Annotated in this window: 26 protein-coding genes; 21 read left to right on the top strand and 5 right to left on the bottom strand. The window is 59.9% G+C overall.

From position 1 onward, the window contains the following. Positions 1–76: 76 nt before the first annotated feature. From serC to J2887_RS12395, 10 genes are all read left to right on the top strand, one after another. The gene (gene serC, locus J2887_RS12440; RefSeq protein WP_227171446.1) at positions 77–1159 is read left to right on the top strand and encodes a 3-phosphoserine/phosphohydroxythreonine transaminase; all 1083 of its coding nucleotides are present in this window, start codon (positions 77–79) and stop codon (positions 1157–1159) included. Position 1160: 1 nt separating this feature from the next. Next, on the top strand, positions 1161–2258 hold the full coding sequence (gene pheA, locus J2887_RS12435; protein WP_227171445.1) for a prephenate dehydratase: 1098 nt from the start codon (positions 1161–1163) through the stop codon (positions 2256–2258). A 26-nt stretch (positions 2259–2284) separates the two neighbouring features. Further along, positions 2285–4552 (top strand): bifunctional prephenate dehydrogenase/3-phosphoshikimate 1-carboxyvinyltransferase, encoded by a 2268-nt coding sequence (locus J2887_RS12430; protein ID WP_416381859.1) that lies wholly within the window; start codon positions 2285–2287, stop codon positions 4550–4552. 3 nt (positions 4553–4555) lie between these two features. Then, complete coding sequence (cmk, locus tag J2887_RS12425) at positions 4556–5236, top strand: (d)CMP kinase (protein WP_227171443.1); 681 nt, start codon at positions 4556–4558, stop codon at positions 5234–5236. A 129-nt stretch (positions 5237–5365) separates the two neighbouring features. Next, a complete protein-coding gene (gene rpsA, locus J2887_RS12420; protein ID WP_227171442.1) occupies positions 5366–7057 on the top strand; it encodes a 30S ribosomal protein S1 in 1692 nt (563 codons plus the stop codon). 130 nt (positions 7058–7187) lie between these two features. Continuing rightward, positions 7188–7484 (top strand): integration host factor subunit beta, encoded by a 297-nt coding sequence (locus J2887_RS12415; protein WP_227171441.1) that lies wholly within the window; start codon positions 7188–7190, stop codon positions 7482–7484. 60 nt (positions 7485–7544) lie between these two features. After that, positions 7545–7847, top strand: coding sequence for a LapA family protein (locus J2887_RS12410; RefSeq protein ID WP_227171440.1), 303 nt, complete (start codon positions 7545–7547; stop codon positions 7845–7847). Further along, on the top strand, positions 7847–9016 hold the full coding sequence (lapB, locus tag J2887_RS12405) for a lipopolysaccharide assembly protein LapB (RefSeq protein WP_227171439.1): 1170 nt from the start codon (positions 7847–7849) through the stop codon (positions 9014–9016). The genes J2887_RS12410 and lapB overlap by 1 nt, the downstream gene beginning before the upstream one ends. 60 nt (positions 9017–9076) lie before the next feature. Beyond that, the gene (gene pyrF, locus J2887_RS12400) at positions 9077–9778 is read left to right on the top strand and encodes an orotidine-5'-phosphate decarboxylase (protein WP_227171438.1); all 702 of its coding nucleotides are present in this window, start codon (positions 9077–9079) and stop codon (positions 9776–9778) included. 69 nt (positions 9779–9847) lie between these two features. Next, on the top strand, positions 9848–10330 hold the full coding sequence (locus tag J2887_RS12395; RefSeq protein WP_227171437.1) for a YiiD C-terminal domain-containing protein: 483 nt from the start codon (positions 9848–9850) through the stop codon (positions 10328–10330). Positions 10331–10384: 54 nt separating this feature from the next. Here J2887_RS12395 and J2887_RS12390 read toward each other — a convergent pair whose 3' ends face one another. Together J2887_RS12390 and J2887_RS12385 are read right to left on the bottom strand one after the other, a co-directional pair. Continuing rightward, complete coding sequence (locus tag J2887_RS12390) at positions 10385–12073, bottom strand: ABC transporter permease (RefSeq protein WP_227171436.1); 1689 nt, start codon at positions 12071–12073, stop codon at positions 10385–10387. A 135-nt stretch (positions 12074–12208) separates the two neighbouring features. Beyond that, positions 12209–13222, bottom strand: a complete 1014-nt coding sequence (locus tag J2887_RS12385) for a Fe(3+) ABC transporter substrate-binding protein (RefSeq protein ID WP_227171435.1) — start codon at positions 13220–13222, stop codon at positions 12209–12211. A gap of 270 nt (positions 13223–13492) precedes the next feature. Here J2887_RS12385 and J2887_RS12380 point away from each other — a divergent pair, with 270 nt between their 5' ends. The 3 genes from J2887_RS12380 to J2887_RS12370 all read left to right on the top strand — a co-directional run bounded on the left by J2887_RS12380 (position 13493) and on the right by J2887_RS12370 (position 15927). Then, entirely contained in the window at positions 13493–13762 is a 270-nt protein-coding gene (locus J2887_RS12380; protein WP_227176115.1) for a PilZ domain-containing protein, read from the top strand. A gap of 50 nt (positions 13763–13812) precedes the next feature. After that, positions 13813–14418, top strand: coding sequence for a hypothetical protein (locus J2887_RS12375; protein WP_227171434.1), 606 nt, complete (start codon positions 13813–13815; stop codon positions 14416–14418). A 165-nt stretch (positions 14419–14583) separates the two neighbouring features. Then, on the top strand, positions 14584–15927 hold the full coding sequence (locus J2887_RS12370; protein WP_227171433.1) for an HD-GYP domain-containing protein: 1344 nt from the start codon (positions 14584–14586) through the stop codon (positions 15925–15927). Positions 15928–15987: 60 nt separating this feature from the next. On the opposite strand, the gene J2887_RS12365 is transcribed toward J2887_RS12370, so the two are convergent. Continuing rightward, complete coding sequence (locus tag J2887_RS12365) at positions 15988–17106, bottom strand: organic solvent ABC transporter permease (RefSeq protein ID WP_227171432.1); 1119 nt, start codon at positions 17104–17106, stop codon at positions 15988–15990. Between the two features lie 247 nt (positions 17107–17353). Here J2887_RS12365 and J2887_RS12360 point away from each other — a divergent pair, with 247 nt between their 5' ends. Genes J2887_RS12360 through queF form a run of 3 tightly spaced genes read left to right on the top strand, consistent with a single transcriptional unit; the run spans position 17354 to position 19906 of the window. Beyond that, the gene (locus J2887_RS12360; protein ID WP_227171431.1) at positions 17354–18295 is read left to right on the top strand and encodes an ABC transporter ATP-binding protein; all 942 of its coding nucleotides are present in this window, start codon (positions 17354–17356) and stop codon (positions 18293–18295) included. Next, entirely contained in the window at positions 18292–19065 is a 774-nt protein-coding gene (locus J2887_RS12355) for an ABC transporter permease (protein ID WP_227171430.1), read from the top strand. Before J2887_RS12360 ends, J2887_RS12355 begins: the two co-directional genes overlap by 4 nt. 22 nt (positions 19066–19087) lie before the next feature. Beyond that, on the top strand, positions 19088–19906 hold the full coding sequence (gene queF, locus J2887_RS12350; RefSeq protein WP_227171429.1) for an NADPH-dependent 7-cyano-7-deazaguanine reductase QueF: 819 nt from the start codon (positions 19088–19090) through the stop codon (positions 19904–19906). Positions 19907–19953: 47 nt separating this feature from the next. Here the strand turns inward: queF and J2887_RS12345 are convergent, their stop codons facing one another. Beyond that, complete coding sequence (locus J2887_RS12345) at positions 19954–21366, bottom strand: adenylate/guanylate cyclase domain-containing protein (protein WP_227171428.1); 1413 nt, start codon at positions 21364–21366, stop codon at positions 19954–19956. Between the two features lies 1 nt (position 21367). Then, complete coding sequence (locus tag J2887_RS12340) at positions 21368–21679, bottom strand: DUF962 domain-containing protein (RefSeq protein WP_227171427.1); 312 nt, start codon at positions 21677–21679, stop codon at positions 21368–21370. A gap of 206 nt (positions 21680–21885) precedes the next feature. On the opposite strand from J2887_RS12340, the gene J2887_RS12335 reads away from it, so the two are divergent. The 5 genes from J2887_RS12335 (at position 21886) to J2887_RS12315 (ending at position 26156) form a co-directional block, all read left to right on the top strand. Next, entirely contained in the window at positions 21886–22437 is a 552-nt protein-coding gene (locus J2887_RS12335; protein WP_227171426.1) for a nitroreductase, read from the top strand. 204 nt (positions 22438–22641) lie between these two features. Then, the gene (flgB, locus tag J2887_RS12330) at positions 22642–23040 is read left to right on the top strand and encodes a flagellar basal body rod protein FlgB (protein WP_227171425.1); all 399 of its coding nucleotides are present in this window, start codon (positions 22642–22644) and stop codon (positions 23038–23040) included. A 33-nt stretch (positions 23041–23073) separates the two neighbouring features. Beyond that, the gene (gene flgC / locus J2887_RS12325) at positions 23074–23529 is read left to right on the top strand and encodes a flagellar basal body rod protein FlgC (RefSeq protein ID WP_227171424.1); all 456 of its coding nucleotides are present in this window, start codon (positions 23074–23076) and stop codon (positions 23527–23529) included. A gap of 17 nt (positions 23530–23546) precedes the next feature. Further along, on the top strand, positions 23547–24224 hold the full coding sequence (locus J2887_RS12320; RefSeq protein ID WP_227171423.1) for a flagellar hook assembly protein FlgD: 678 nt from the start codon (positions 23547–23549) through the stop codon (positions 24222–24224). A 27-nt stretch (positions 24225–24251) separates the two neighbouring features. Beyond that, positions 24252–26156: a flagellar hook-basal body complex protein gene (locus J2887_RS12315; RefSeq protein ID WP_227171422.1), complete on the top strand. Its 1905-nt coding sequence runs from the start codon at positions 24252–24254 to the stop codon at positions 26154–26156. The last annotated feature ends 123 nt before the right edge of the window (positions 26157–26279 follow it).

The following is a 26279-nucleotide window of genomic DNA, read 5'->3' as shown; positions in this document are numbered from 1 at the left end:
TAGCCCCGGCGGGCCCTGAAAGGGTCTGGCCGGGGTCCGAATAACCGAACAGACACCATTGAGAGATCCACAGAGCATGAGCAGGGCGTTTAACTTTTGTGCGGGTCCGGCAACCTTGCCGGAAGCGGTGCTGAAGCAGGCACAGGACGAGATGCTGGATTGGCGCGGTAGCGGCATGTCGGTGATGGAAATGAGTCACCGCAGTGAGGCGTTTATCGAGATCGCCGAGACCGCGGAGCAGGATCTGCGCGAGCTTGCCGGCATCTCCGATGACTATGCGGTGCTGTTCATGCAGGGTGGCGCCAGCAGCCAGTTCTCGGCGATCCCGTTGAACCTGCTGGGCGATCGCACCAGCGCTGACTACATCAACACCGGCATCTGGTCCAAGAAGGCGATTGCCGAAGCCGCCCGTTATGCCGACGTTAATGTTGCCGCCAGCTCGTCAGACCAGGGTTTCAGTACCGTGCCCGACCCGTCCACCTGGAACACTCGTGCGGATGCGGCTTACCTGCATTACACCCCCAATGAGACCATAGGCGGCGTGGAGTACGATTTCATTCCGGAGTGTGGCGATGTACCGCTGGTTGCCGACCTGTCGTCCACCATCCTGTCCCGTCCGCTGGATGTATCCCGCTTTGGCCTGATCTACGCTGGCGCCCAGAAGAACATCGGGCCATCCGGCCTGGTGGTGATCATCGTGCGCAAGGACCTGCTGGGCAAGGCCCGTCCGGAAACGCCCACCATGCTTAACTATCAGGTGATTGCGGACAACGGCTCGATGTACAACACCCCGGCGACCTATTCCTGGTACCTTGCTGGTCTGGTGTTCAAGTGGCTGAAAGAGCAGGGCGGTGTCGCCGCAATGGGTGAGCTGAACGAACGCAAGGCCCGCAAGCTGTACGACTTTATCGACGCCAACGAGTTCTACGCCAACCCGGTCGATCCCCGTTACCGTTCCTGGATGAACGTGCCGTTCACCCTGGCGGATGACGCGCTGAATGCCGATTTCCTCAAAGGGGCTGACGAGCGCGGTCTGCTCAATCTGAAGGGCCACCGCTCGGTTGGCGGCATGCGCGCGAGCCTCTACAACGCCATGCCGGAAGCCGGTGTGGACGCCCTGATCGACTACATGGCGAGCTTCGCCAGGGAGCGAGGCTGATATGAGCGACGAGCAGATCCGGTTGGGTGAGCTGCGGGACCAGATCGACAGTCTCGACCAGCAGATCATGGACCTGGTAAGCGCTCGCGCCCGCTGCGCCCAGGAAGTGGCTGAGGTCAAAATGGCTCACAACCCGGGGCAGGACGTGTTTTTCTACCGTCCGGAGCGCGAAGCCCAGGTGTTGCGACGGATCAAGGAAACCAACCCGGGCCCGTTGTCTGACGAAGAGATGGCACGGCTGTTCCGGGAAATCATGTCGGCCTGCCTGGCGCTGGAGAAGCCGATGCACATCGCCTTCCTGGGGCCGGTGGGCACCTTCACCCAGGCCGCAGCGCTCAAGCATTTTGGTCACTCCGTGGTCAGCGTGCCACTGCCTGCCATTGATGCGGTGTTCCGTGAGGTGGAGTCCGGTTCTGCTCACTATGGGGTAGTGCCGGTGGAAAACTCCACCGAGGGCATGATCAACCACACCCTCGACATGTTCATGTCGTCGCCGTTGAAAATCTGTGGTGAAGTGCAGCTCCGCATTCACCACCACCTGTTGTGCTCGCCGGAGAACCGGGACCAGGAAATTACCCGGATCTACTCCCACCAGCAGTCTTTTGCCCAGTGTCGCCAGTGGCTGGACGCCCATCGCTATGGCATTGAGCGGGTCGCGGTCAGCAGTAATGCCGAGGCTGCCCGTCGGGCGGCAGAGGAGCCGGGCACTGCCGCCATCGCCGGTGATATGGCCGGCGAGCTGTACGGGCTGGACGTGGTGGCTGCCAAGATCGAGGACCGCCCGGACAACACCACCCGGTTCCTGATTGTCGGTCGGGAAGAGGTCGGGCCCAGCGGTCAGGACAAGTCGTCCATCCTGGTGTCGATGCGCAACAAGCCGGGCGCGCTCTACCAGCTGCTGGAGCCGTTCCACCGCAATGGCTTGAGCCTGACCCGGATCGAGACCCGGCCGTCCCCCAGTGGAACTTGGGCCTACGTGTTCTATATCGATTTTGAAGGCCACATGGACGATGACCTGATCAGCAAGGTGTTGTCCGAAGTGGAGGCCGAAGCGGTCGAGCTCAAGCGTCTGGGTTCCTATCCCATCGGCGTTCTGTAATCACTCAACGATCAGGTGTCTTTGTCATGGCGGCGCCCCTATCCAGCCAGCCCCCTGTGGAGTCTGACGCAGGTTTGAATACCCCACTGTTCCAGCGGGTCGCAGTGATCGGCCTGGGGCTGATTGGTGGCTCACTGGCAGCGGCGATCCGCCAGCACCAGCTGGCTGCGGAGGTGGTGGCCTATGACCGCGAGGCTGATGACCTCAGGGCCGGCGTGGCGTTGGGAGTGATCGATACCGCGGAAGCCTCGGTGGCGGCGGCCGTACAGGGCGCAGACTTGGTGGTGGTGGCGGTTCCAGTGCGGGCCACCGAGGCCGTGCTGGCAGAGATTCGGCCGGCTCTGTCCGACCAGGCTATTCTGACTGATGTTGGCAGCACCAAAGCCAGTTTCGTGGCAGCGGTTGAAGCGGTGTTCGGTCAGCTTGGCCCCCGGGTGATTCCCGGACACCCGATTGCCGGCTCCGAGAAGAGTGGCGTGCACGCTGCCAATCCAGAGCTGTTTGCCAACCATAAGGTGATCCTGACCCCTGCCGAGGGTGTCGATGGGGCCAGCTTCGAGCGCCTGAAGTCGCTCTGGGAGGGTTGTGGTGCCCGGGTGCTGGCGATGTCGGTGGGCTACCATGATGAAGTGCTGGCGGCCACCAGCCACCTGCCGCACCTGATCGCCTTCTCGCTGGTGGATACCCTGGCCGGCGAAGACCAGAACATGGACATCTTCCGCTACGCTGCCGGCGGCTTCCGGGATTTTACCCGCATCGCCGCCAGCGATCCGGTGATGTGGCATGATATCTTCCTATCCAACCGCGACGCCGTGCTGCGGGTGATTGATCATTTCTCCCGTGACCTGGATCAGCTGCGTGACGCCATTGAACACCAGGATGGCGCCATGCTGCTGCGGGTATTCAGTCGGGCCAAGGCGGCGCGGGAACACTTTACAAAAATGCTATCAGGACAGGCGTACGTGACAGACATGAACCAGAAGCAGGTTACTTTCCGGATGCAACCCGGCGGGTCCATGAATGGCGACATTCGGGTCCCCGGGGACAAGTCGATTTCTCATCGCTCCATCATGTTGGGCGCGCTGGCGGACGGTGTTACCGAAGTTCGCGGATTCCTCGAAGGGGAAGACAGTCTGGCGACGCTGCAGGCCTTCCGCGACATGGGAGTAACCATTGAGGGGCCGGATAACGGTCACGTACGCATTCACGGCGTTGGTATTGACGGCCTGCAGGCGCCGCGCGGGCCGCTCTACCTGGGCAATTCCGGCACTGCGATGCGGCTGTTCGCCGGCCTGCTGGCGGCGCAGCCGTTTGATACCGAACTGACGGGTGATGAAAGCCTGTCCCGGCGCCCAATGGGACGGGTCGCTGACCCGCTGCGGGCCATGGGGGCGGTGATTGACACCGCAGAAGGTGGCCGGCCGCCGCTGAAAATTCATGGCAGTCAGGCGCTGACCGGTATTCATTATGAGATGCCGGTTGCCAGTGCTCAGGTGAAGTCCTGTCTGTTGCTGGCGGGCCTTTATGCCGAGGGCGCAACCTCGGTTACTGAGCCGGCACCGACCCGGGATCACACCGAGCGGATGCTGGAAGGTTTTGGTTACCATGTTCACCGCAAAGGCGCCACCTCCAGCGTGTCCGGCGGAGGCAGGCTGACGGCGTCGGAGATCGATGTGCCGGCGGATATTTCCTCGGCAGCGTTCTTCCTGGTGGCGGCCTCTATCGCGCCGGAGTCCGACCTGACCCTGCGCCACGTTGGCATGAATCCCACCCGTGTGGGGGTGATCAACATCCTGCGTCTGATGGGTGCCAGCATTGAAGTCCTGAACGAGCGTGAAATTGGTGGCGAGCCGGTCGCGGATCTGCGGGTGCGGTCAGCGACGCTTCGGGGCATCGACATTCCCGAGGATCAGGTGCCGCTGGCGATTGACGAGTTTCCGGTACTGTTTGTGGCTGCGGCCTGTGCCGAGGGTGAAACCGTTCTGCGGGGTGCTGAGGAACTGCGGGTCAAGGAGAGTGATCGTATCCAGGTGATGGCCGATGGTCTGACGGCTTTGGGGGTTGAGTCCACGGTGACCGCAGATGGCATTGTCATCCCCGGTGGTCAGCGCCTTGGTGGTGGTACCGTCGACAGTCATGGCGACCATCGCATTGCGATGTCCTTCGCAGTTGCCTCGCTGCGGGCGGAGGGTGAGATCGTGGTGAACGATTGCGCCAATGTGGCCACGTCCTTCCCGGGATTTGTCGAACTCGCCCGGGAGACCGGTATCCAGATCGCGGCGGAGGGCGAGTAAGTCATGTCCGCAAACGCCGTTCCGGTAATTACCATCGATGGCCCCGGAGGCGCGGGCAAGGGCACGGTCACCCAGTTGCTGGCCCAGCGGTTGGGCTGGCACCTGCTCGACAGTGGTGCGTTGTATCGTCTCACGGCCCTGGCGGCGACCCGTCAGGGGGTGTCGCTTGAGGATGAGGCAGCCCTGGTGTCGGTGGCCTCCGGCCTTGATGTGCGCTTTGAACCGTCTGAGCCGGGGGAGCCGGTACGGGTCATCCTGGACGGCGACGATGTGACGGCGGAACTGCGGACTGAACGCTGTGGCGACAACGCCTCCCGGGTAGCGGTGATGCAGCCGGTTCGGGACGCGCTATTGCAGCGCCAGCGAGATTTCCAGCAAGCCCCCGGCCTGGTGGCCGACGGCCGCGATATGGGAACGGTGGTGTTCCCCGACGCGCCCACCAAGATTTTCCTGACTGCGAGTGCGGAGGAACGGGCTCGCCGACGTTACCGCCAGTTGAAGGACTCTGGGCTCAGTGTTACCATTGATGCCCTTTTAGACGAGATTCGGGCTCGTGATGAACGGGACATGAACCGTTCAGCAGCCCCGCTTAAACCCGCAGAGGATGCGCAAGTCATTGACTCGACTGGTTTAAGCATCGAAGAGGTGTTGGACAAGGTAATGGCCTTTGCGGGTCAGGCCTGACTACACCTCTTTGTCGTTGGAATGCCGGCCGTGGTGTCATTCGCCAGCCTCAGGCCATTGTCGGCAATTTACGAACAGACCGTGTTGCTGGTAGCACGGAGTTAACTTGCGTTGATCATAGGACACATAATGAGCGAGAGCTTTGCGGATCTTTTTGAAGAAAGCCTGAAAGAAATTGACATGCAGCCGGGTTCCATCGTCCAGGGGACCGTGGTTGATATCGACAACGACTGGGTTACTGTTAACGCTGGTCTGAAGTCAGAGGGTGTAATCCCTGCCTCCCAGTTCCTGAACGAAAAGGGTGAACTGGACATCCAGATCGGTGACGTTGTCGACGTAGCTCTCGACGCTGTTGAAGACGGCTTCGGTGAAACCCGTCTGTCCCGCGAAAAAGCCAAGCGCGCTGAAGCCTGGAAGGTACTCGAGAAGTCCTTCGAAGCGGAAGAAGTCGTTAAGGGCGTGATCAACGGCAAGGTTAAGGGCGGCTTCACAGTCGACCTGTCCGGTATCCGTGCCTTCCTGCCAGGCTCCCTGGTAGACGTTCGTCCGGTTCGCGACACCGCGCACCTGGAGAACAAAGAGCTGGAATTCAAGGTTATCAAGCTCGACCAGAAGCGTAACAACGTGGTTGTTTCCCGTCGTGCCGTTCTCGAAGCCGAGAACAGTGCAGAGCGTGATGCGCTGCTGGAAACCCTGACCGAAGGTCTGGAAATCAAGGGTATCGTCAAGAACCTGACCGACTACGGTGCGTTTGTTGATCTGGGCGGCGTTGACGGCCTGCTGCACATCACCGACATGGCCTGGAAGCGCATCAAGCATCCGAGCGAGATCGTAAACGTTGGTGACGAGATCAACGTCAAGGTTCTGAAGTTCGATCGTGAGCGTAACCGTGTTTCCCTGGGTCTGAAGCAGCTGGGCGAAGATCCCTGGGTCGATATCAAGGGTCGTTACCCTGAGAACGCGAAGGTTAAAGCTCGCGTTACCAACCTGACTGACTACGGCTGCTTCGCCGAGCTGGAAGAGGGTGTTGAAGGTCTGGTTCACGTGTCCGAAATGGACTGGACCAACAAAAACATCCATCCGTCCAAGGTTGTTCAGGTAGGCGACGAAGTTGACGTGATGATCCTGGACATCGACGAAGAGCGTCGTCGTATCTCCCTGGGTATCAAGCAGTGTGTTGCTAATCCGTGGGAAGAGTTCTCCGGCAACTTCAACAAAGGTGATCGCATCTCCGGTAAGATCAAGTCCATCACGGACTTCGGTATCTTCATCGGCCTGGACGGCGGCATCGACGGTCTGGTTCACCTGTCTGACATCAGCTGGAACGAGACTGGCGAAGAAGCGGTTCGCGAGTACAAGAAAGGCGACGAAGTTGAAACCGTCATCCTGTCTGTTGACCCTGAGCGTGAGCGTATCTCCCTGGGCATCAAGCAGCTGGAAAGCGATCCGTTCGCCGAGTTTGTGCAGCTGAACGACAAGGGCTCCATCGTTAAGGGCACTGTCTCTGCGGTTGACGCCAAGGCAGCGACCATCGCGCTGAACGACGAAGTTGAAGCGGTACTGAAAGCTTCCGAAATCAGCCGTGACCGCGTTGAAGACGCTCGTAACGCCCTCAACGAAGGTGACGAGGTTGAAGCGAAGATCATCAGCATCGATCGCAAGAACCGCGTGATCAACCTGTCTGTTAAGTCCAAAGATGTTGAGGACGACAAGCAGGCGCTTGAGAACGTTCGCAGCAAGGCCGCTGAAACTTCTGGTGCGACCACCATTGGTGATCTCATCAAGGAGCAGATGCAGCAGCAGAACGCCAACAAGGACTAAGTCTCCTTTTGGTAATAAAAAAACGGGCTGTAACAGCCCGTTTTTTTTGTGTTTTTTTTAGGTTTGGCTAAACTAGAGGCATGGAGTCGGGGCTCTGGCTCCCCATAAGAATGACAGAGGGATACGCCTCATGACGAAGTCCGAACTGGTTGAACTGATTGCGTCCAAACAGACCCAGTTGTCCGTCAAGGACGTGGAGCTGGCAGTCAAAACGATTATTGAGCACATGTCCCAGTCGCTTGCGGATGGTCAGCGGATCGAAATTCGGGGATTCGGCAGCTTTTCCCTGCATTATCGTGCCGCCCGCACCGGCCGTAATCCCAAGACTGGCGAGGCAGTGCAACTTCCCGCCAAGTACGTGCCCCATTTCAAACCCGGTAAAGAGCTCAGAGAGCAGGTCAACGACAGCATGAAGCAAGGCTTCTGATTGTTGCGGGAGCTGGTGTTGGTGCACGATGTGTGTCGTTGAATCGGAGGAAGCTACTCTATGGCCGGATTGCGCAGGATTCTGATTGTTCTGGTGGTGTTGTTCCTGATCGTGGTTGCCCTGGTGTTCTCGATGAATAACCAGACCTCGGTATCACTGGATTTCCTGCTGTTCAAGACGCCGTCCCATGGTGTTGCGGTCTGGGTTCTGCTGGCCTTTATCCTGGGCACGGTGACCGGTATTCTGGTGACCATGCTGGCGACGGCAAAGCACTCCATTGCCCGTCGACAGCTGAAGAAGCGCCTGACTCGTGCCGAGCAGGCATTGGAGGACTCCAAGGCTCAGAATAGCCGGACGCTTTAATGGATATCGTTTTTCAGTGGCTGCTGTTAACCGCGGCAGTTGCTGCCGGCTGGTTTATGGGACGGTTTGGGCGAACGCCGCGCCGTGCCGGTCGTTCGCTTTCAGATGAGGCGACCGTTCGTGATCGCCTCCAGTTTCTGTTCACCAATTACTCCGACCAGGCCGTTGAGAACTTCGTACAGTCCCTGGCGGTCAATCCCGAGACCGTGGGATTGCACCTGTCCATTGGCGCCCATTTCCGCAATAAGGGCGAAACCGATCGGGCCATCGTGATTCACCAGAATCTGCTGGCTCGTCCGGAGTTACCCACCCGCTATTCTCCCCAGGTAACTTTCGAGCTGTCGCTGGATTATCTCGCGGCCGGTCTGCTGGATCGCGCCGAAGCTCTGTTCCATCAGTTGATGGGGGATCGGGAGTATGGCCCCAAGGCCGCCAGCCAGCTGATTGATCTCTATCAGCAGGAGCGGGAATGGAGCAAGGCCGGGCAGGTGGCGCGTACGCTGCGGGCCGATCGTCTCGATCCGGAGCTGGACCGGGTGCTGGCCTATCTGACCTGCGAGCTGGCGGAGCAGGCGATGACCCGGGACGATTGCTGGGGGGCTGGCAAACTGGTCAAGGAAGCGCTGGAGCATGATCGCACCTGCGTGCGGGCGACCTTCATTCAGGTGCGCATTCAGCAACGTCAGGGCAATTACAAGGACGCCGCCAACCAGTGTCTGAAGGTGTTCGACCAGAACCCGGAGTTTGGTCCGGAAGCCGTTGATCGACTGATGAAGCTTGAGCGTGAGCATGGTGACGTAAAGCGGCTGGTACGGAAGTTCCGCCGGCTTTACGAGACCTGGCCCAGCACCAGTCTGCTGTTGGCGCTGGTGGAGTCAGTGGAACGGGGCTCCGGGCGACTGGCTGCGATTGAGCTGTTGCGCTGCGAGCTGGAACTGCGACCGAGTGTGCGGGGCTTGCTGCGGCTGGTGGAACTGGCCGGACATGAGAAGGGCATGACCACCGATGAGGGCCGCCTGGTGAGCCGTATCGGCCACCTGTTGCTCGCCAATCGCCCCATCTATCGCTGCGTCAGCTGCGGTTTCTCCGGCCAGCAGCTGCACTGGCTGTGCCCCAGTTGCAAGACCTGGGAATCCGTGCGACCGATTCAGGGTGTGGAAGCAGAGTAACGCTTTGCTGGCTGCACTGACCGAACTGAAAAACAGCATTTCCTTTAGGTAGATATCAAGATGAACGACCCCAAGATTATTGTCGCTCTGGACTTTCCCTCTGAAGCGCCCGCGCTCGCCCTGGTAGACACTCTGGACCCGGCGCTCTGCCGGTTGAAGGTGGGCAAAGAGCTGTTTACCCGCAGTGGCCCGGCGCTGGTTCGCTCGCTTCAGGATCGAGGCTTCGAGGTGTTTCTCGACCTGAAGTTTCACGATATTCCCAATACCACCTCGGCGGCGGTAGCGGCGGCAGCGGATCTGGGGGTCTGGATGGTCAACGTCCACGCCTCTGGTGGCGCCCGTATGATGGAAGCCTGCCGTACCCGCCTGGATGCCTACGGCGAGAAGCGGCCACTGCTGATTGCGGTTACGGTGCTGACCAGTATGGCGGCGGAGGATCTGCAGGGCATTGGCATAGCGGTGACTCCTGAGCAGCAGGTGGCGCGACTGGCGCAACTGACGGCCGATTGTGGTCTGGACGGGGTGGTCTGTTCGGCTCAGGAAGCTCCCCAGCTCAAGCGCGATCAGGGCAGCGACTTTACCCTGGTGACGCCGGGAATCCGGCCGCAATCCGCCGCCAAAGGCGATCAGCAGCGGGTAATGACGCCCACAGCCGCGTTGCAGGCGGGCAGTGACTATCTGGTGATTGGTCGTCCCATTACCCAGGCTAAAGATCCTCTGGAAGCGCTGCAGGCGATCCACCGCGAGTGTCGGGCGCTCTGAGCTGGCGCGCCGTTGGTCGAATTGGTTTGCGGTGCAGGTGCTCTTAGACTCGAGGGCAAAGGAGGAGTCATGTCCCAGTTAAGTCAGCTTGAGCACCGCATTCACACCGAGATTCCACTCAGTCGTCATCTGGGCGTCCGTTTGACCGAGTTTGACGGCGACGCCCTGGTGGTCACCGCGCCACTGGCAAGTAACGTCAATCATCAGGGTACCGGGTTTGGCGGCAGTCTTTATTCTGTCGGCGTCGTAGCGGCCTGGGGTCTGGTGGATCTGTGGCTGGAGAACGCCGGTCTGGTCGGCAATGTGGTGGTCCAACAGGCCAGCATCGAGTACACCGCGCCGGTGGATGAGGACTTTTTCGCGGTGGCCCGTGCAGCCACAGATAAGGAGCTGGAGCGGTTTCTGGCAACGGTTGCTCGTCACGGCAAGGGCCGCCTGACGGTGACTGCCCAATTGTATACCGGAATGCCAGGCCGGCAACCGGCCGGATTGGCCAAGGCAGTGTTGCAGGGGCAGTTTGTGGTTCGGGACGCCCGGTCGTTGACGCAGTAGGTTAACGTACGAACCTGGCCTAACGCTGGACCGGATGGCAAGGCCGCGGTCTTCTCAGCCGATATCCCGGCTGTTGCCGATGGAGCGGCTCATCAGGATGATGGGAATGATGCCGGCGATGACAATGATCAGCGATGGCAGGGCGCTATGGGCCAGCTGCTCGTCCGAGGCGAACTGGTAGACGTAGGTTGCCAGAGTATCGAAGTTGAATGGGCGTAGAATGAGTGTCGCCGGCAATTCCTTCATGCAGTCAACAAACACCACCAGTGCTGCGGTCAGCAGGGTGCCGCGGAGCATCGGCAAATGGACCCTGCGCAGGGTACCTCCAGGGCTCTGACCCAGCGAGCGTGAAGCCATGTCCATGCTTGGGGTTACCTTCTGCAGTGCGCTTTCCACGCTGCCGGCAGAGACCGCCAGGAACCGCACGGTGTAGGCAAACACCAGGGCAAATGTGGAGCCACTCAGCAGCAGTCCGGTGCTGACACCGAACTGATTCCGCATCAGGCTGTCCAGCCAGTTATCAAAGCCCGCCAATGGAATAATCACCCCAACAGCAAGTACCGCCCCAGGCATGGCGTAGCCAAGACTGGAGAGCCTCAGCAGGATCTGCATACCGCGGGTATCGTGCAGACGCCGGCTGTAGGCCAGGGTAACGCCGATCAGCAATGTGGTCAGGGCTGCGGTGCCCGATAGGAACAGGCTGTTGAGGGTGTTTTCGAAGAAGGTGCTGTTCCAGCTTTCGTCAAAGTAGTCGATCGCGTAATGCACCAGTGCGATCGCCGGGATTACGAATCCGAACAGGAACGGCAGCAGGCAGATCGCCAGGCAGAGCGTCTGCTGACGGCGACTGATGCGAAAGCGCTGGATCGGGTTGCGGTTGTCGCGGGTGGCAAACTGGGCCTGTTTGCGGCGGGAATAGCGTTCCAGAGTGACCAGGATCACCACAAACGTGAGCATGATGGTGGCAATCTGGGCGGCGCCACCGAGATTGCCCAGGTTCATCCAGGTATCGAACAAACCCGCTGTGAGGGTTTGAACGGCAAAGAAGTCCACGGTGCCAAAATCGTTCAGGGTTTCCATCAGCACCAGCGACAGTCCAACTGCAATGGCCGGTCGGGCAATAGGCAGAACCACGCGGAAGAAGGTGCTGAGTGCGGAGTGGCCAAGGCTCCGGCTAACGGCGAACAGAGAGGGCGACTGCTCCAGAAACGCCGCCCGGGCCAGCAGGTAGACGTAGGGGTATAGCACCAGGCCGATCATCAGGGTTGCGCCGGTCAGGGTGCGGATTTCCGGAAACCAGTAGTCCTGTGCCGTGCTCCAGCCGAAGGTGTCGCGTAACAGAATCTGCACCGGTCCGGCGTAGTCCAGCAGCGTGGTGTAGACATAGGCAATGACGTACGCCGGGAATGCAAAAGGCAGGAGCATCGCCCATTCGAAGAATCGCCGGCCCGGGAATTCGCACATGGTCACCACCCAGGCGGAGGCGACACCAATGATCAGCGTCAGAGCCATCACCCCGAGCATCAGTTGGAAGGTGGTCGTCAGGTAGCGGGGCAGGGTGGTGTCGATCAGATGTGGCCAGATGTTCTCTTCCGGGAAAAAGGCCAAGTAAAGCGCCGACAGAATCGGCAGAGCCACGATGGCGGTGGTCAGAATTGCGGATATCAGCCAGCGCTTGGAGGTTCGCCTTGCCAGGAGGGGCTGGTGAGTGGGCTGGATTGCACTGGAGGCCGACTGGGTCATGGGGGTTCCGTCACGCAAAAGGCTGGAGTTTAGTGCAGCGACAGTCCCGGGGGCAATGATGCGACGGATTCAGGAGGCTGTCGGCGTGACCGGGCGACGGCCCGAATCACGCTGACAGACCGGTTCAGGCGTCGATCAGTTGTCGTAATCCACCCGGTCAACCATGCGAACGGCGGCGTTGCGACGTTCGGCGATTTCCTGCAGGGACAGTGAGTCCGGGTGCAGTTCACCCCAGCCTGCGACCATGCCTGACGGTTCTACGTCCGGGTTGGCTGGGTATTCGGTGTTGGCTTCGGCATAGATCTGCTGGGCCTTCTCCTGGGACAGGAACTCCATCAGACGGATGGCGTTCTCCTGGTTCGGGGCACTGTTGGTCAGCGCGATGCCGCTGATGTTGATGTGAGTGCCGCGACCGTCGCTGTTGGGGAAGACAATGCGGACCGCTTCGGCGGCGGCGCGCTGATTGTCGTCGTTCAGCATCTTGCCGTAGTAGTAGCTGTTGCCGATGGACAGGTCGCAGACACCTTCGGCGATGGCCTTGATCTGGTCACGATCGCCACCCTGTGGCTTACGGGCCAGGTTGTTCTTCAGGCCGGTGAGCCAGGCTTCGGCCTCTTCCTCGCCGTGGTGGGCAATCATCGAAGAGAACAGGGCAATGTTATACGGATGCTTGCCACTGCGGGTGCAGATGCGGCCTTCCCACTTGGGATCAGCCAGCTCTTCGTAGGTGGTGATCTCACCTTCTTCCACACGGTCCACGGAGGCGTAGATCATCCGGCCACGGGTGGTCAGTGCAAACCACTTGCCGTCCGGATGACGCAGGTTCTCAGGAATGTTGGCTTCCATTACCTCGTTATCGACGGCCTGGGTCAGTCCCCGTTCCACCAGTTCGTTCAGGCGGGAGATGTCGACCGTCATCACCACATCGGCAGGGCTGTTGCGGCCTTCCCGTTCCAGGCGCTCGGCCAGGCCTTTCTTGGCGAAGACTACGTTGGTTTCGATGCCGGTTTCTTCCGTGAAGGCATCCAGCAGAGGCTCAAGCAGGTTGGCCTGACGGTAGGAATAGATATTGACCTCGTCGGCGCTGGCGGCCAGTGGCATGGCAGTGACCGCGACCAGGGCAGCAGTAGCAGCGTACTTGAAGGGCATAATGGTGTACCTTTCTGGTGGTGCATGGGTTTGGCGAATCAGGGAGCATAATGGTTGCAGGCCTGAATCAAAAATAAACGTCAACCATTCTCATTATAGTTGCTAAAGCTGTCAATGTTTGACCGGTATTTTCCGTGAAAACAATGCTATGCTTCCGAAACAAGAATAAGCGGAATCGGTTGGGCAGGTGGCGTGGCCTGCAGGTGCCTGGGTGCATCTCCGATGGGGCCAATCGTCCACCAGACACGAATGGTATGGGTAGTAGATCTTATGGCGGCGTCTGATCGCAGAGAGCACATCAGAACCTCGATGAACACCCGGGTAAAAGTGGAGAACGATCGTATCGGCAGCGTGATCCTCTCCACTCGTGACATCTCGGACGGCGGTGTGTTCATCGCTGTGGAGAACGACGAAGTGGAGTTGGAGATAGGCGACCGGGTGACCGTCCAGGTCCAGGGCTTGCCGGTGGAGGCGCCGGTACTGGATATGAAGGTGGTACGCCAGACCCACGAAGGCTATGGGTTGCAGTTTGCCGACTAGTCTCCGCCCACCATTTCCCTCAATCCGATGTCTCCATAACCGGTAAGTCGATGATCAATACCTTTCGCACCCTGTCCGTCGCGCCCCTGCTGATCGTGGTTCTGTTGCTCCCTGGCTGTGCTTCCTACTACTCCCATTTCGGTGTGTTTCCTGCGACCAACTCCGCTGGTGAGCCCCGTGAGGTGAGGGTGAGCTGGCGATCTGCGGACTACCCCGATTGGTGGCTGGCCAGCGATCGGGCTACGCCCATTACCATTGAAACCCAGTGCAGCGACCGTATCTGGCGACTGAGCGATGCTGGTGGCCGGGAGGAGCGGTCGTCGTCGAACGAGTGTGGCAAAGGCGTCCGTGCCTGTGGCGACACCGGGCTGGACCTGGATGCCCGTAGTGGCCAACAGGTGCAGCCTGACACCGCTTGCCTGGCGGTATTCCCGGCGCAATCATCGCTGGTGATCACCGAGCTGGGACGTCAGGTTGAGTTGCACGTCTACTGTCGGCCGGAGCGAACGCAGCATGAGATTGACGGCGAGACTGTGAATATGGACTATATCCGCGCTTCGTCCGTGCCTTATCGGGTGGGTATCCGTAAAGTGCGACGGGGCTCACTGGCGGATCGCATGCCGGATCTGGACGATTCCGTATGTGAACAGGATTGATCGCCGAAGCGGTAAATACTGCTTTAGGCGAAGCTGCTGACGGAATGTGATGCAGCTCTCAAGGCTACAATTCGTTGCGCTTGGCAACGGTCTGTAATGCTTTGTTGTATTCCAGTAAAGGATGACAACCAAACTGTAATGGACTCTGGCCCAGGACGGGTCAAAATGGAAAGCATCGAAGAAGGTCGGGCCGTTGTGGGGTGTGCCGTGGGCGTAAGCCAGAAAAAAGTGACTGTTCACAATCTAGAGATTGGCATGTTCGTGTCCGATCTGGATCGGCCGTGGCATCAGACCCCTTTCCCGATCCAGGGCTTCTTCATCCGCACTCAGGATGACATCCGCTCGCTGATGTCCCATTGCAGCTGGGTCATGGTGGATGTGGCGGAAACCCGTGACACCAGCGAATACAATCATGCCGACGCACCGGTGTATTTCCGCCGTCAGCGCCGAACCCACGCCCAGGAAGTGATCAAGCTTCCGCCGATCAATATCAAGAATCCGGTCCGCTATGTTGAAAGCCGCCCCTTGCGCAAGGAAGTGAAGGGTGTGACGGCCTTGGCGCAGGATGTCGATGAGGCGCTGGTGCACGTCGGCGCCACCATTCGTCAGCACGGTCAGCCGGATCTCAAACCCCTGGCCGGGGCGGTTCAGAAGATGACCGCCAGCGTTATCCGCAATCCGGATGCGCTGCTGTGGCTCAGTCGAGTGCGGGAACACGACGATTACAGCTACCGCCATGCGATGAACTCGGCGGTCTGGGCCCTGGTGTGCGGGCGTCATCTGGGACTGGAGTCCGGGCTGCTGAATCACCTGGCCATGGGGTGTCTGCTGGCGCACATCGGTAAGGCGGATCTGCCGGAAGAGATTCTGGCCAACGAGCATGCGCTCTCGGCCGAGCAATATGCCGAATACAAAACCTATGTGGAACGCGGGGTGGCGCAACTGGCCAGCGCGGGGCTGTCACGGGCAGTGATCAACATCGTCCAGAACCACCGTGAGCGTCATAACGGCACCGGTTTTCCGGAGGGTGTGCGTGGCGACCGGATTCCGCTGCTGGCGAAAATCGCCGGGCTGGTGGACTACTACGAGACGCTGGTGGAGCCGCGGGAAGGGTGTGTTCCGATGACGCCTGCCCAGGCTGTCGGGCATCTCTATGAAACCCGCAACATTGAATTTCAGGAAGACCTGGTGGAGCGCTTTATCCAGGCTATCGGGGTATACCCCATTGGCACTCTGGTGGAGCTGTCGGATGGTCAGCGTGGGGTGATTCTGTCCCACTCGCCGGATCGTCGCCTGCTGCCGAAGGTGATGGTGATGACCGATCACGCCCAGCGTCCGCTGAAGACGGCCAAAGTCATCAACCTGGCCGAGCACAATACCGGTCGCGCCCGGGGTAAACAGTTGCGAATTGAGGGTTGTCTGCCGAACGGAACCGACGGCCTTGACCCCAATCGCTACGACATCAGCGGCGCGGAGCTGCGTTTTCGCATTCGCAACCTGTTTGGCTAGTATCCCGTCTGGTTAATTCGCTGACGGGACACCAGAGCCGTCGCCTGTTAGCCGTCAACCTTACTCTTCGATGATGACCCGCAGCTGTTTCCGGATCCAGCGATAATCGTCTTCCGGCTGGAAGTTCACCAGTACATCTGACTCGCCGCCGGCTTCGCCATTGATAAAGTATTCCACCGTGCCGCTCTGCCAGTCGTAGCTGTGAATGGCCACGTCTGCATCTCGCAGACTGACTGCCTCCAGTGCGCCCAGGGCAAGGCCGCCACCGATCTTGCGAACCCGTACCTGTTTGATCCCCGTATCTGTAGCCGGGTAGGCGGCGGTTTCCGGGGTCAGAGTGTAGCGGTTGGCATGAAGGCGGGTCGCGGCATCCAGTTCCCGGGTGAGGTAGGCTTTGGCGGCATCCAGGTCGACATCGTCGAGCTGGCGCTGGCCGCCGAGAATGCGATTGCGTTTGCTGATGAGGTCTTCGCGATACTCGATGTCCGGATCAATGTCGTCGTCATCGTCCGGGCGTTCTGGCGCCGCGTCGATCTCTGCCTGGGTGGGTGGTTCGTCGCAGCGATCGTCGTCTTCCTCGAAGAAACAGATTTTCTCCAGCAGCTGATTGGCCGGGGAACGGCCAGCCTCGCTGCTGGCCTCGAACTCACTGGCGCTGACTGCGAAGTCAATGGCGGCATCCAGTTCCGGTAACGCGTCATTGAGCTGTTCCAGCACCCGGTCGCGGATTTCGAGCGTTTCGTCGTCCTGTACCGTGACCTCCCAGTTCAGCGACAGCAGGAAGCGGGTCATGTTCATCAGAGTGGTGTCTTCAAGCAACGCCTGCTCGGTGAGGCGGTGGTCCAGCAGGCCTTCGTCGTTGAGGGCGGGACTGGCGAGCTGGGCGCGGACCTCCGGCAGGAATTCCAGCGGCGTCACGATGTCGCTGGCCGGTACGCCGGACACCAGCTGCAGGTCGCCAACGCTGATCTGCAGGGACTCGCCCGGGTAGTAGCGGAACGATCCGTCGTTGTCGGTCACCCCGGTCTGGCTGGCGGTCTGGTAGCTCAGTCCCCGGATACCGTTGGGGGTTACCTGTCCCCGCAGTCGGTCGTCACTGTCGGAGCTGCCACCGGAGCAGCCGGACAGCATCATTGGAATCAGGCAGGTTAGTAACAGGGTGGAGTGTACCGGTTTCATGGTGTGCAGCAGGGTCCTGTTGCTTGTCCGGGTGACCTGGGCGCGGCACCGCAGACGTATTGTAAGTTATTGTATCCGCCATTATATGGGCCGGTCCGTCAGCATATCAGGAAACCCGTCGCAGTTTGGCGGATTGGCCCGACCGGACCGGGGCTTGAAATCGGCATCCGGTGATGCCATCTAGTGAGGCTCTTCAAGCCAATCCGCCCTGGCTGCGGCGGCGTCACTGCAAGTATCGGGATTCACTATGACCTACGCACTGGAAATCGAAGGCCTGACCAAGACCTATGGTGATGGTTTCGAAGCCCTGAAGGGAATTGACCTGAGGGTGGAGCAGGGCGACTTTTTCGCGCTGTTGGGCCCCAACGGCGCTGGCAAGTCCACAACCCTGGGGATCGTCAGCTCCCTGGTCAACAAGTCCGCGGGTAAGGTCAAGGTGTTCGGGCATGATATTGACACCGATCTGGCGGCCGCCAAGCTGGGTTTGGGGGTGGTACCCCAGGAGTTCAATTTCAACCAGTTTGAGAAGGTCTTTGACATCGTCACCACCCAGGCGGGCTACTACGGTCTGCCATTGCGCCGGGCCAGGCGCTCAACCGAGAAGTACCTCAAGGAGCTGGGGCTCTGGGACAAGCGGGATACGCCGGCACGGATGCTCTCCGGCGGCATGAAGCGGCGGCTGATGATCGCCCGGGCTCTAGTGCACGAACCCGGCCTGCTGATCCTCGATGAGCCGACCGCTGGTGTGGATATTGAGCTGCGGCGCTCAATGTGGGCCTTCCTGGAGGAAATGAACCGCCAGGGCACCACGATCATCCTGACCACCCATTATCTGGAAGAGGCGGAAGCGCTGTGCCGCAACATTGCCATCATTGACCATGGCAGCATTCTCCAGAACACCAGCAAGCGTGATCTGCTGAAGCAGCTGCATCGGGAAACCTTCATCATGGACCTGAAGGCACCCCTTGAAGGCGCGCCGGAACTGGCCGGCTTCGAGGCGCGGCTGGCTGATGACGGAGCCCTGGAAGTGGAGGTCGAGAAAGGGCGAAGTCTGAATGAGGTGTTTGATGCCCTGAAGGCCCAAGGGCTGGAAGTGATGAGCATGCGTACCAAATCCAACCGCCTGGAAGAACTGTTCCTGACCATGGTCCAGGACAATGCCCGGGAACAGCAGGAGTCTACACAATGAGCCCATCCGCCATCCTGGTTGCGTTCAATACCATCCTGGTTCGCGAAATCCGCCGGTTTACCCGTATCTGGGCGCAGACCCTGCTGCCGCCAGCAGTCACTATGACCCTGTACTTCATCATCTTCGGCAACCTGATTGGCTCCCGCATCGGCGAGATGGGCGGTTTCGATTACATGGCCTACATCGTGCCCGGGCTGATCATGATGGCGGTGATTACCAACTCCTATTCCAACGTGGTGTCGTCGTTCTTCTCGATGAAGTTCCAGCGCAGTATTGAGGAGTTGCTGGTCTCGCCGGTACCGAACTGGGTGATCCTGACCGGCTACGTTGCTGGCGGGATGGCACGTGGCCTCAGCATCGGGGTGATCGTGACGATGTTGTCGCTGGCATTCACCCAGCTTGAAATCCACCATGTGGCGGTCACCATGCTGACGGTGGTACTGACATCCGCGCTGTTTGCGCTCGGTGGTTTCATCAACGCCATGCTGGCCACCAAGTTTGATGACATTTCCATTGTGCCGACGTTTGTGCTGACACCGCTGACCTACCTGGGTGGGGTGTTCTATTCGATCCAGCTGTTGCCGGAGTTCTGGCAGGCGGTTTCGATGGTCAATCCGATCCTGTACATGGTGAATGCATTCCGTTACGGCATTCTTGGCGTATCTGACGTCAACGTGGTATTTGCGTTGTCGATGATCCTGGTGTTTATTGCCATCCTGTTTACCGTTGCCCTGCAGATGCTCAAGCGTGGCAAGGGCATCCGTCACTAATGCGATCTGTTTGAGGACTGCTATGAGCCTGCACAACGCCCCACTGGGCAAAAGCAGTGAGTACCCCGACCAATACACCCCGGACCTGCTTTTCCCGGTGCCCCGGGATGACAACCGGCGTCGGCTGGGGCTGGACGACGGCCGCTGGCCCTGGTTCGGGGAAGATCTTTGGCAGGCCTGGGAAATCTCCTGGCTGCGTCCATCCGGTGTGCCGGCGGTGGCCTGGGCAGAGTTCCGTGTACCGGCGGCATCGCCCTCGCTGATTGAATCGAAATCCTGGAAGCTGTACCTCAACTCCCTCAATCAGACCGTGTTTTCGTCTCCGGAACGGGTCAAGGCCGTGGTGGAAAAGGATCTTTCCAGCGCCTGCGGCGCCACGGTTCATATGACCCTGCACAGCGTGGACGACGACGGTGAGGCGATTGGTCGTCCGGCGGGATTCGAGTCGATCGACGACGAAGCGGTGGAAGTGACGGCCTATGAATACCAGCCGGAGCTGCTGCATGCCGGTGGCGACGTGGTGACCGAAAAGCTGTGTTCCCATCTGTTGAAGAGCAACTGCCCGGTGACCGGCCAGCCTGACTGGGGCACCCTGACCATCGAGTACACCGGTCCGGCCATTGATCGCCCGTCGCTGTTGCAGTACGTGGTGGGGTTTCGGCAGAAACAGGACTTCCACGAGCATTGCGTGGAGACGGTGTTCATGGATCTGATGGAGCGTTGCCAGCCGGAGAAACTGACGGTCTGCGCCCGCTATACCCGGCGCGGTGGGCTCGACATCAATCCCTGGCGCAGTACCGAGCCAGGCGCGGTGCCGTCACTGCGGTTGGTGCGTCAGTAGTCATTCCGCGGGAGCGGCCAGCTGTCCCGGCTGTCACCGCTCCTGTTTCAGACATCCTCCTGGCGGAGCCGGTCGGCGGCATCCTCGAGGGCGCTCAGAATCGACTGCCGCTCTTTCTCGGTGACCTTCTCGGAATCCAGGTACATCGCGAAGCCGCTGTGTTCGTGTTCCAGGAAACTGCGGTTCGGCCCCATGTCACGACGGAAGTCCACCACCTCGTAGATGGGCACCGGGCGACCAAAGCCCTTCACCGTAATCTCGCCCTTGTCCCGGCACATGATCCGGTCCTTGATGAGGGAGAAGGTTTCGTAGGACACCAGAATTTCGCCAGGCTCGGCAAGGGATTCCAGGCGGCTGGCCAGGTTCACTTCCTTGCCGATGATGGTGTAGTCCATGCGGTTTTCGGCGCCGAAGTTGCCGACGGTGGTGTAGCCCGTGCTGATGCCCATGCGGATCTCCAGTGGCGTCTTGATGCCCTGGCTGCGCCACTTCTGGCGCATGATCTTCATGTGCTTGCGCATCTCGATGGCCATGGAAACGCAGGCAAACGCGTCTTCGCGCTGGCCGCGACTGGTGGGGTCGCCGAAGAACACCATGATCGAGTCGCCAACGAACTTGTCGATGGTGCCGCCGTACTTGAGGGCCACCTCCGACATTTCGTTGAAGTAGTGGTTCAGCAGTTCGGTCAGCGCTTCCGGTTCCATCTCCTCGGACAGGTCGGTGAATCCCTTGATGTCGGAGAAGAAAATGGCCAACTTCTTGCGCTGGGTTTCCAGTCGGACGTCCCGCTCGCCGGTAAAGATGGATTGCCAGACCTGCGGTGACAGGTACTTCGACAGTTTGTGGGACAGGGCGATGGACTGCTCGCGCTGATTCTGGATCTGGGTCTTGGCCAGCATCAGCGAGCGCGCCTGCTGGTGGGCGTAATAGGCGGTGACGCAGATGTAGGTGCCGGTGGCCAGCAGGGATACCAGCGTGGTCCAGATCGGCGCCTGGAGCGAAGCAGGCACACCATTGAGCGCCACCGCGGCGGAGGTGCTGACAACGAGCAGCACCATGCCCAGCAGCCACTGGCGAATCCCGCCCACGATCAGGCAACTGAACATGATCATCAGCGCCACGGCGGCGGAGGGAACCAGAATCAGTCCCCAGGTGCCGATGCAGGCGCCACCAAAGATGCAGTCCAGCATCAGCATTTTCTGGCGTATGCGGTTGGACTTGCGGAGCAGGGTGCGGCGACTGAGATAGCAGGCAATGTGGGGCCAGATCAGGCAGCCGGCAAGCAGGCCGTACATGTTGGCGCCGAACAGGTCCTCGAACATGCCGAGGGCGATAATCAGTGCGGTGGCGGTATAGGCGACCACCCGACCGTTATAGTCGGGCATGGGTGGGACCGCGACCGGCGCGCTGTTTCCATCCAGCACCAGCGCTTTCCCCATATTGAGAGGAGCGTTCATCATCCTAGAACCTGATCCGTCCTACCAGCATGTCCTTGAGCATCACCCAATCACCCATCAGGCTGTAAAGAGGATGCTTGAAGGTGGCTGGCCGGTTCTTCTCGAATTTGAAATGACCAACCCAGGCAAATCCATAGCCGATCACGGGCAGAAGCCAAAGCAGTGCGAAACGGCCGCTGACCAGGGCGTAAGCGGCGACAGCCAGAACCAGCAGGCTGCCAAGGTAATGGAGGCGACGGCAGGTCGGGTGCCGGTGTTCTTCCAGATAAAACGGATAGAACTCGCTGAAGCTGTTGAATCGGCGATCGTCGCTCATGTTGCCACTACCTGTTTATTGAATGTTATAGGAGGTAGATTGTCGTGTTTCGAGAACCTGGCAATTGCCACGGCGGCATTCGCCACGAAACTACGACTAAAGACTAACAGCATTGCCTGAACTGCACAATTCTGGCAGTTTGTGGCCTGATCTGCAGCCATTGTGCCGCCTGATGGCGGCACTCTAACCCGTTAGCCGGAAGGATTATGACCGAGGTAATTGACGCCATTCTCAACCGTTCATCGGAACCCCGACTGATCGCCCCCGCGCCGGATCAGGCGCTGCTGGAACAGGTCTTCGAATGTGCCGCACGGGCGCCGGATCATGCGCTTTTGCGTCCCTGGCGGTATCTGGTGATTGAAGGCGAGGGGCTGGTGCGTTTGGGCGAGCTGTTCGCCGGCACGGCCGACACCGAGGCTGAGAAAGACAAGCTTCGACGCATGCCGCTGCGGGCGCCCATGCTGGTGGTGGCGATCACCAGTCCAACCGAGCATCCCAAGGTGCCGGAGGTGGAGCAGGTGCTGTCCACCGGGGCGGGGTTGGCGTATATGCTGCTGGCGCTGCAGTCCGCGGGTTTTGGTGGTATGTGGCGGACCGGGGCGCTGGCCTATGACGAGCGGGTGAAACAGGGGCTCGGGTTGCAGGCGGAAGAGAGTATCGCCGGCTTCCTGTACGTCGGCTCCGTAGCGGACAGCAAACCGTCGGTGCCGCGTTTGTCGGTGGCCGAGTTTGTCCGCTCCTGGCCGAACACGCCATAGGGAAAGACCTTGCCGCTTTTCCGGGTGGTTGCCGCCAGCGGCTGCGCCACCCACATCTCCTATTCCTCTCCCGTTTGACCGCATCCCCCGCCATTCCTGACCTTCCGCATCCTGCAAAGAAACTGGCATCACAATTGCTTTGACTCTGGAAAGACGACCTATCGCCCAACTTGACGGGCTCAGAACGGCTGTTCCGGAGGCAGTATGGCAATCACCTTTGACAAGGCACTGGGCATTCACGAACACGCTTTGCAGGCGCGGGTAAAACGTGCCGAGGTGCTGGCCAACAACCTGGCCAACGCGGATACCCCCGGCTACAAGGCCCGGGACGTGGACTTCCAGGCGATGATGGCCCGGGCTCAGGAGTCGATGAGCGGCTTCGAAATGGCACGAACCCACGCTGGCCACCTGGATGATGGCACTGGCGGCGGCAATGGCGAGTTGATGTACCGCAACCCCCATCAGCCCTCAATTGACGGCAATACGGTCGACAGCCAGCAGGAGCAGAGCCGCTTCATGCGTAACGCCATGGATTACCAGGCCAGCTTCCAGTTCCTGAACGCCAAGTTCAGTGGTTTGAACAAGGCCCTGAAAGGCCAGTAACACAGCGACCCAGGATTATTCAGGAGATTCATCATGTCCCTAGGCAGCATCTTTGACATTGCCGGCTCCGGTATGACTGCGCAGTCGCTGCGACTGAACACCACCGCCTCGAACATTGCCAACGCCGAGACCGCCAGTTCCAGTACCGATACCACCTACCGTGCCCGCAAGCCGGTGTTCGCCGCCATCCAGCAGCAGATGCTCAACCCCGACCAGGGGTGGCAAGGCGTTGCCGCTGCCGGTGACGATGCCCTGGGCGCCGGTGTGCGGGTGGAAGGTATTGTAGAGAGTCAGGCCGAGCTGCAGATGCGGTATGAGCCGGATCATCCCGCCGCCAACGAAGACGGCTATGTGTATTACCCCAACGTCAACGTGGTGGAAGAAATGGCGGACATGATGTCCTCATCCCGCAGCTTCCAGATGAACGTGGACGTGATGAACACCGCCAAGTCGATGATGCAGCGGATTCTGACCCTGGGACAGCAATAAGACGCGAGGAATAAGCCATGAGTGCGGTTAACAGCACAACCAGCAGTGAGTTCCTGAGTCAGTACGGCATCAAACAGGACGACAAGGCCAAGGGCAGTGATGAGCTGGGCCAGGGCGAGTTCATGGAGCTGATGCTCGCGCAGCTGAAGAACCAGAACCCACTGGAGCCACAGGACAACGGCGAGTTCATTGCCCAGCTGGCGCAGTTCAGTTCCCTGGAAGAAATGCAGAAAGTCTCCAGTGCGGTGGACAACGTGGTGGGCGAATTCCGCTCTACCCAGGCCCTGCAGGCTTCCGCCATGGTGGGGCGGACGGTGCTGGTGCCGGGTACGGCCGCCAAGCTGGTGAGCGAAGGCGAGATTGAAGGCGCGGTGGCGGTACAGGCTTCCACCTCCAACCTGAAGATCTCCATCAAGAACAGCGCCGGTGAGCTGGTGCGGCAGATCGATCTGGGTCAGGCGGCCAAGGGCTACGAGAAATTCACCTGGGACGGCAATGACGCCAACGGCGATCCGTTGCCGCCCGGCAAGTACGAGTTCGTTGCGGAGGGTAGTTACCCTTCCGGCACCGAACAGCTTGGCACCCTCATCAGCGCCAACGTGGACAGTGTGTCACTGGGTGGCGCGGGTGAAATCACCCTTAACCTGGCGGGACAGGGCTCGGTGGCCCTTGCCGACGTCTACCAGATCAATTGATCCAGAATCTGAATTTCGAGGTGTAACATGGCTTTCAATACGGGTCTTAGTGGATTGCGGGCAGCTTCGGTTGATCTGGATGTCACCGGCAACAACATTGCCAACGCCAGCACCGTGGGCTTCAAATCCAGCCGGGTGCAGTTTGGTGACCTGTACTCCAGTGGTTTTCTGAGCGCTGGCAGTAACTCCGTTGGTGACGGCGTGCGGGTGCAGGATGTCCGCCAGAGTTTCGGTCAGGGCAATATCAGCTTTACCGACAATGCCCTGGATATGGCCATCGACGGAGACGGCTTCTTTATCCTCAACAATGGCGGTGAAACTCGCTATTCCCGCGCCGGTCAGTTCGGCGTTGATAAAGACGGCTACGTGGTCAATAACCAGAACATGCGGGTTCAGGGCTACGAGGCCGACGACGATGGCAACCTGTCCGGCGTTCGCGGTGACCTGCGTATCGACACCGACAACCTGGCGCCTCGCCGTACCACCCAGATCGATTTCGATCTGAACCTGGATTCCCGCCAGTCGGTGCTGGAGCGGCAGGTCAACATACTGGGTGATGTCACCGTGCCGGCAGCCGGGTTCACCGGTGAGACCCTGACCCTGACCTACGAAGATGGCAGCACTCGGGACATTGTGATCCCGGCGCCCAATCCCGATCCGATCTCCGCGCCTGACGTGGTCTCGCTGTTGGATCAGGAAGACGGCGTGGGGGCGTCGGCCCAGACCATCCTGAATATGACCGGCCAGGCGCCGCCCTTGGATAACGCCTTCATCACTGCCGGCGGGTTCAGCTTCGAAGTGCAGGTGGATGGCGTCGCCGTGCCGGTGGATACCTCGGGGGTCACGGATCTCGACTCCCTGGCTGACGCCATCAACAACTCCAGTGCCAACTCGGTCACCGCGTCGGTGGACGATGCCACCGGCGAGTTGCGACTGATCGACAACAGCGGCAATCCACTGGCGGCCAGCTACACCAATAACGCTACCACGGTGAATCAGCCGGAAGAGCTGGCCACGATTCGAATTACCACCGATCGGGATGTCGCCGACCTGACCTCTGACGATGCCGCCAGTGCCTTTGCCACGGCCTGGGGTGCCCGGGCTCCCCAGGTGACCAACCAGTTCAACCCGTTGGATCAGAAGACCTACAACTACGCCACGTCCACCAAGATTTATGACAGTCTGGGCAACTCCCATGAGATGACCCAGTATTTCGTCAAAAATCCGGCGCCGGGTAACGGTGTGGGGGCGAGCCAATGGTCCATCTACGTCCAGATTGACGGTGAATTTGTCGGAGGTACGGATTCCACGCCGTTTGTCGCCCGCTTTACGGAAGATGGTCGGTTGCAATCCATCAACGGCGATCAGGCCGGTGAAATGGTGATCGGCGACTGGGTGCCGAAAGATGAGAACGGCGATCCCAACGGTGCTGATGGCCCTCCGCCTCCTGGCACGGTTATCGAGACGCCAATTCCGGACCCCCCCACCAGTTCCGCTTTTGTGATCGGGCTGTCGGAGACGACCCAGTACGGCACGTCATCTGGCGTAAACGACCAGAACCAGAATGGTTACACCACCGGTCGCTTGGCGGGGCTGGACGTATCCTCGGAAGGGGTGCTGTTTGCCCGTTACACCAACGGCCAGTCCCAGGCGCTGGGGCAGGTGGCGCTGGCGGCCTTCAGCAATACCGACGGTTTGACGCCGGTGGGGGACACCACCTGGGTGGAGACGTTTGAGTCCGGTCAGCCGGTGATTGGCCAGCCGGAGACCGGCACCCTGGGCTCGATTGAGGCCAGTCAGGTGGAAGAGTCCAACGTCGACCTGTCCGAGGAGCTGGTGAACCTGATCATCGCCCAGCGCAACTACCAGGCCAACGCCAAGACCATTGAAACCTCTGATGCGGTCACCCAGACCATCATCAACCTCCGCTGATAACCGTTAGCGCAACTTCCCGGGTTCGAAAGATGGACCCGGGAGTTGCTTCTGTTTCTGCTACTTCTGCCGCCCGGATTCCCGGTGACCGGTACCTCCTCTTTCTTGTTGGCACAAGTTCTG

Source organism: Marinobacter sp. CA1 (assembly GCF_020546665.1).
In the GTDB taxonomy this organism is placed as follows: domain Bacteria; phylum Pseudomonadota; class Gammaproteobacteria; order Pseudomonadales; family Oleiphilaceae; genus Marinobacter; species Marinobacter xestospongiae.
This window is presented reverse-complemented; position numbering and strand designations above follow the sequence as displayed.

What these genes read in the sequence shown, in the direction of transcription:
- serC (WP_227171446.1), top strand. Translation starts at nt 77, where the DNA reads ATGAGCAGGGCGTTTAACTTTTGTGCGGGTCCGGCAACCTTGCCGGAA.
- pheA (WP_227171445.1), top strand. Translation starts at nt 1,161, where the DNA reads ATGAGCGACGAGCAGATCCGGTTGGGTGAGCTGCGGGACCAGATCGAC.
- J2887_RS12430 (WP_416381859.1), top strand. Translation starts at nt 2,285, where the DNA reads ATGGCGGCGCCCCTATCCAGCCAGCCCCCTGTGGAGTCTGACGCAGGT.
- cmk (WP_227171443.1), top strand. Translation starts at nt 4,556, where the DNA reads ATGTCCGCAAACGCCGTTCCGGTAATTACCATCGATGGCCCCGGAGGC.
- rpsA (WP_227171442.1), top strand. Translation starts at nt 5,366, where the DNA reads ATGAGCGAGAGCTTTGCGGATCTTTTTGAAGAAAGCCTGAAAGAAATT.
- J2887_RS12415 (WP_227171441.1), top strand. Translation starts at nt 7,188, where the DNA reads ATGACGAAGTCCGAACTGGTTGAACTGATTGCGTCCAAACAGACCCAG.
- J2887_RS12410 (WP_227171440.1), top strand. Translation starts at nt 7,545, where the DNA reads ATGGCCGGATTGCGCAGGATTCTGATTGTTCTGGTGGTGTTGTTCCTG.
- lapB (WP_227171439.1), top strand. Translation starts at nt 7,847, where the DNA reads ATGGATATCGTTTTTCAGTGGCTGCTGTTAACCGCGGCAGTTGCTGCC.
- pyrF (WP_227171438.1), top strand. Translation starts at nt 9,077, where the DNA reads ATGAACGACCCCAAGATTATTGTCGCTCTGGACTTTCCCTCTGAAGCG.
- J2887_RS12395 (WP_227171437.1), top strand. Translation starts at nt 9,848, where the DNA reads ATGTCCCAGTTAAGTCAGCTTGAGCACCGCATTCACACCGAGATTCCA.
- J2887_RS12390 (WP_227171436.1), bottom strand. Translation starts at nt 12,073, where the DNA reads ATGACCCAGTCGGCCTCCAGTGCAATCCAGCCCACTCACCAGCCCCTC.
- J2887_RS12385 (WP_227171435.1), bottom strand. Translation starts at nt 13,222, where the DNA reads ATGCCCTTCAAGTACGCTGCTACTGCTGCCCTGGTCGCGGTCACTGCC.
- J2887_RS12380 (WP_227176115.1), top strand. Translation starts at nt 13,493, where the DNA reads ATGGCGGCGTCTGATCGCAGAGAGCACATCAGAACCTCGATGAACACC.
- J2887_RS12375 (WP_227171434.1), top strand. Translation starts at nt 13,813, where the DNA reads ATGATCAATACCTTTCGCACCCTGTCCGTCGCGCCCCTGCTGATCGTG.
- J2887_RS12370 (WP_227171433.1), top strand. Translation starts at nt 14,584, where the DNA reads ATGGAAAGCATCGAAGAAGGTCGGGCCGTTGTGGGGTGTGCCGTGGGC.
- J2887_RS12365 (WP_227171432.1), bottom strand. Translation starts at nt 17,106, where the DNA reads ATGAAACCGGTACACTCCACCCTGTTACTAACCTGCCTGATTCCAATG.
- J2887_RS12360 (WP_227171431.1), top strand. Translation starts at nt 17,354, where the DNA reads ATGACCTACGCACTGGAAATCGAAGGCCTGACCAAGACCTATGGTGAT.
- J2887_RS12355 (WP_227171430.1), top strand. Translation starts at nt 18,292, where the DNA reads ATGAGCCCATCCGCCATCCTGGTTGCGTTCAATACCATCCTGGTTCGC.
- queF (WP_227171429.1), top strand. Translation starts at nt 19,088, where the DNA reads ATGAGCCTGCACAACGCCCCACTGGGCAAAAGCAGTGAGTACCCCGAC.
- J2887_RS12345 (WP_227171428.1), bottom strand. Translation starts at nt 21,366, where the DNA reads ATGATGAACGCTCCTCTCAATATGGGGAAAGCGCTGGTGCTGGATGGA.
- J2887_RS12340 (WP_227171427.1), bottom strand. Translation starts at nt 21,679, where the DNA reads ATGAGCGACGATCGCCGATTCAACAGCTTCAGCGAGTTCTATCCGTTT.
- J2887_RS12335 (WP_227171426.1), top strand. Translation starts at nt 21,886, where the DNA reads ATGACCGAGGTAATTGACGCCATTCTCAACCGTTCATCGGAACCCCGA.
- flgB (WP_227171425.1), top strand. Translation starts at nt 22,642, where the DNA reads ATGGCAATCACCTTTGACAAGGCACTGGGCATTCACGAACACGCTTTG.
- flgC (WP_227171424.1), top strand. Translation starts at nt 23,074, where the DNA reads ATGTCCCTAGGCAGCATCTTTGACATTGCCGGCTCCGGTATGACTGCG.
- J2887_RS12320 (WP_227171423.1), top strand. Translation starts at nt 23,547, where the DNA reads ATGAGTGCGGTTAACAGCACAACCAGCAGTGAGTTCCTGAGTCAGTAC.
- J2887_RS12315 (WP_227171422.1), top strand. Translation starts at nt 24,252, where the DNA reads ATGGCTTTCAATACGGGTCTTAGTGGATTGCGGGCAGCTTCGGTTGAT.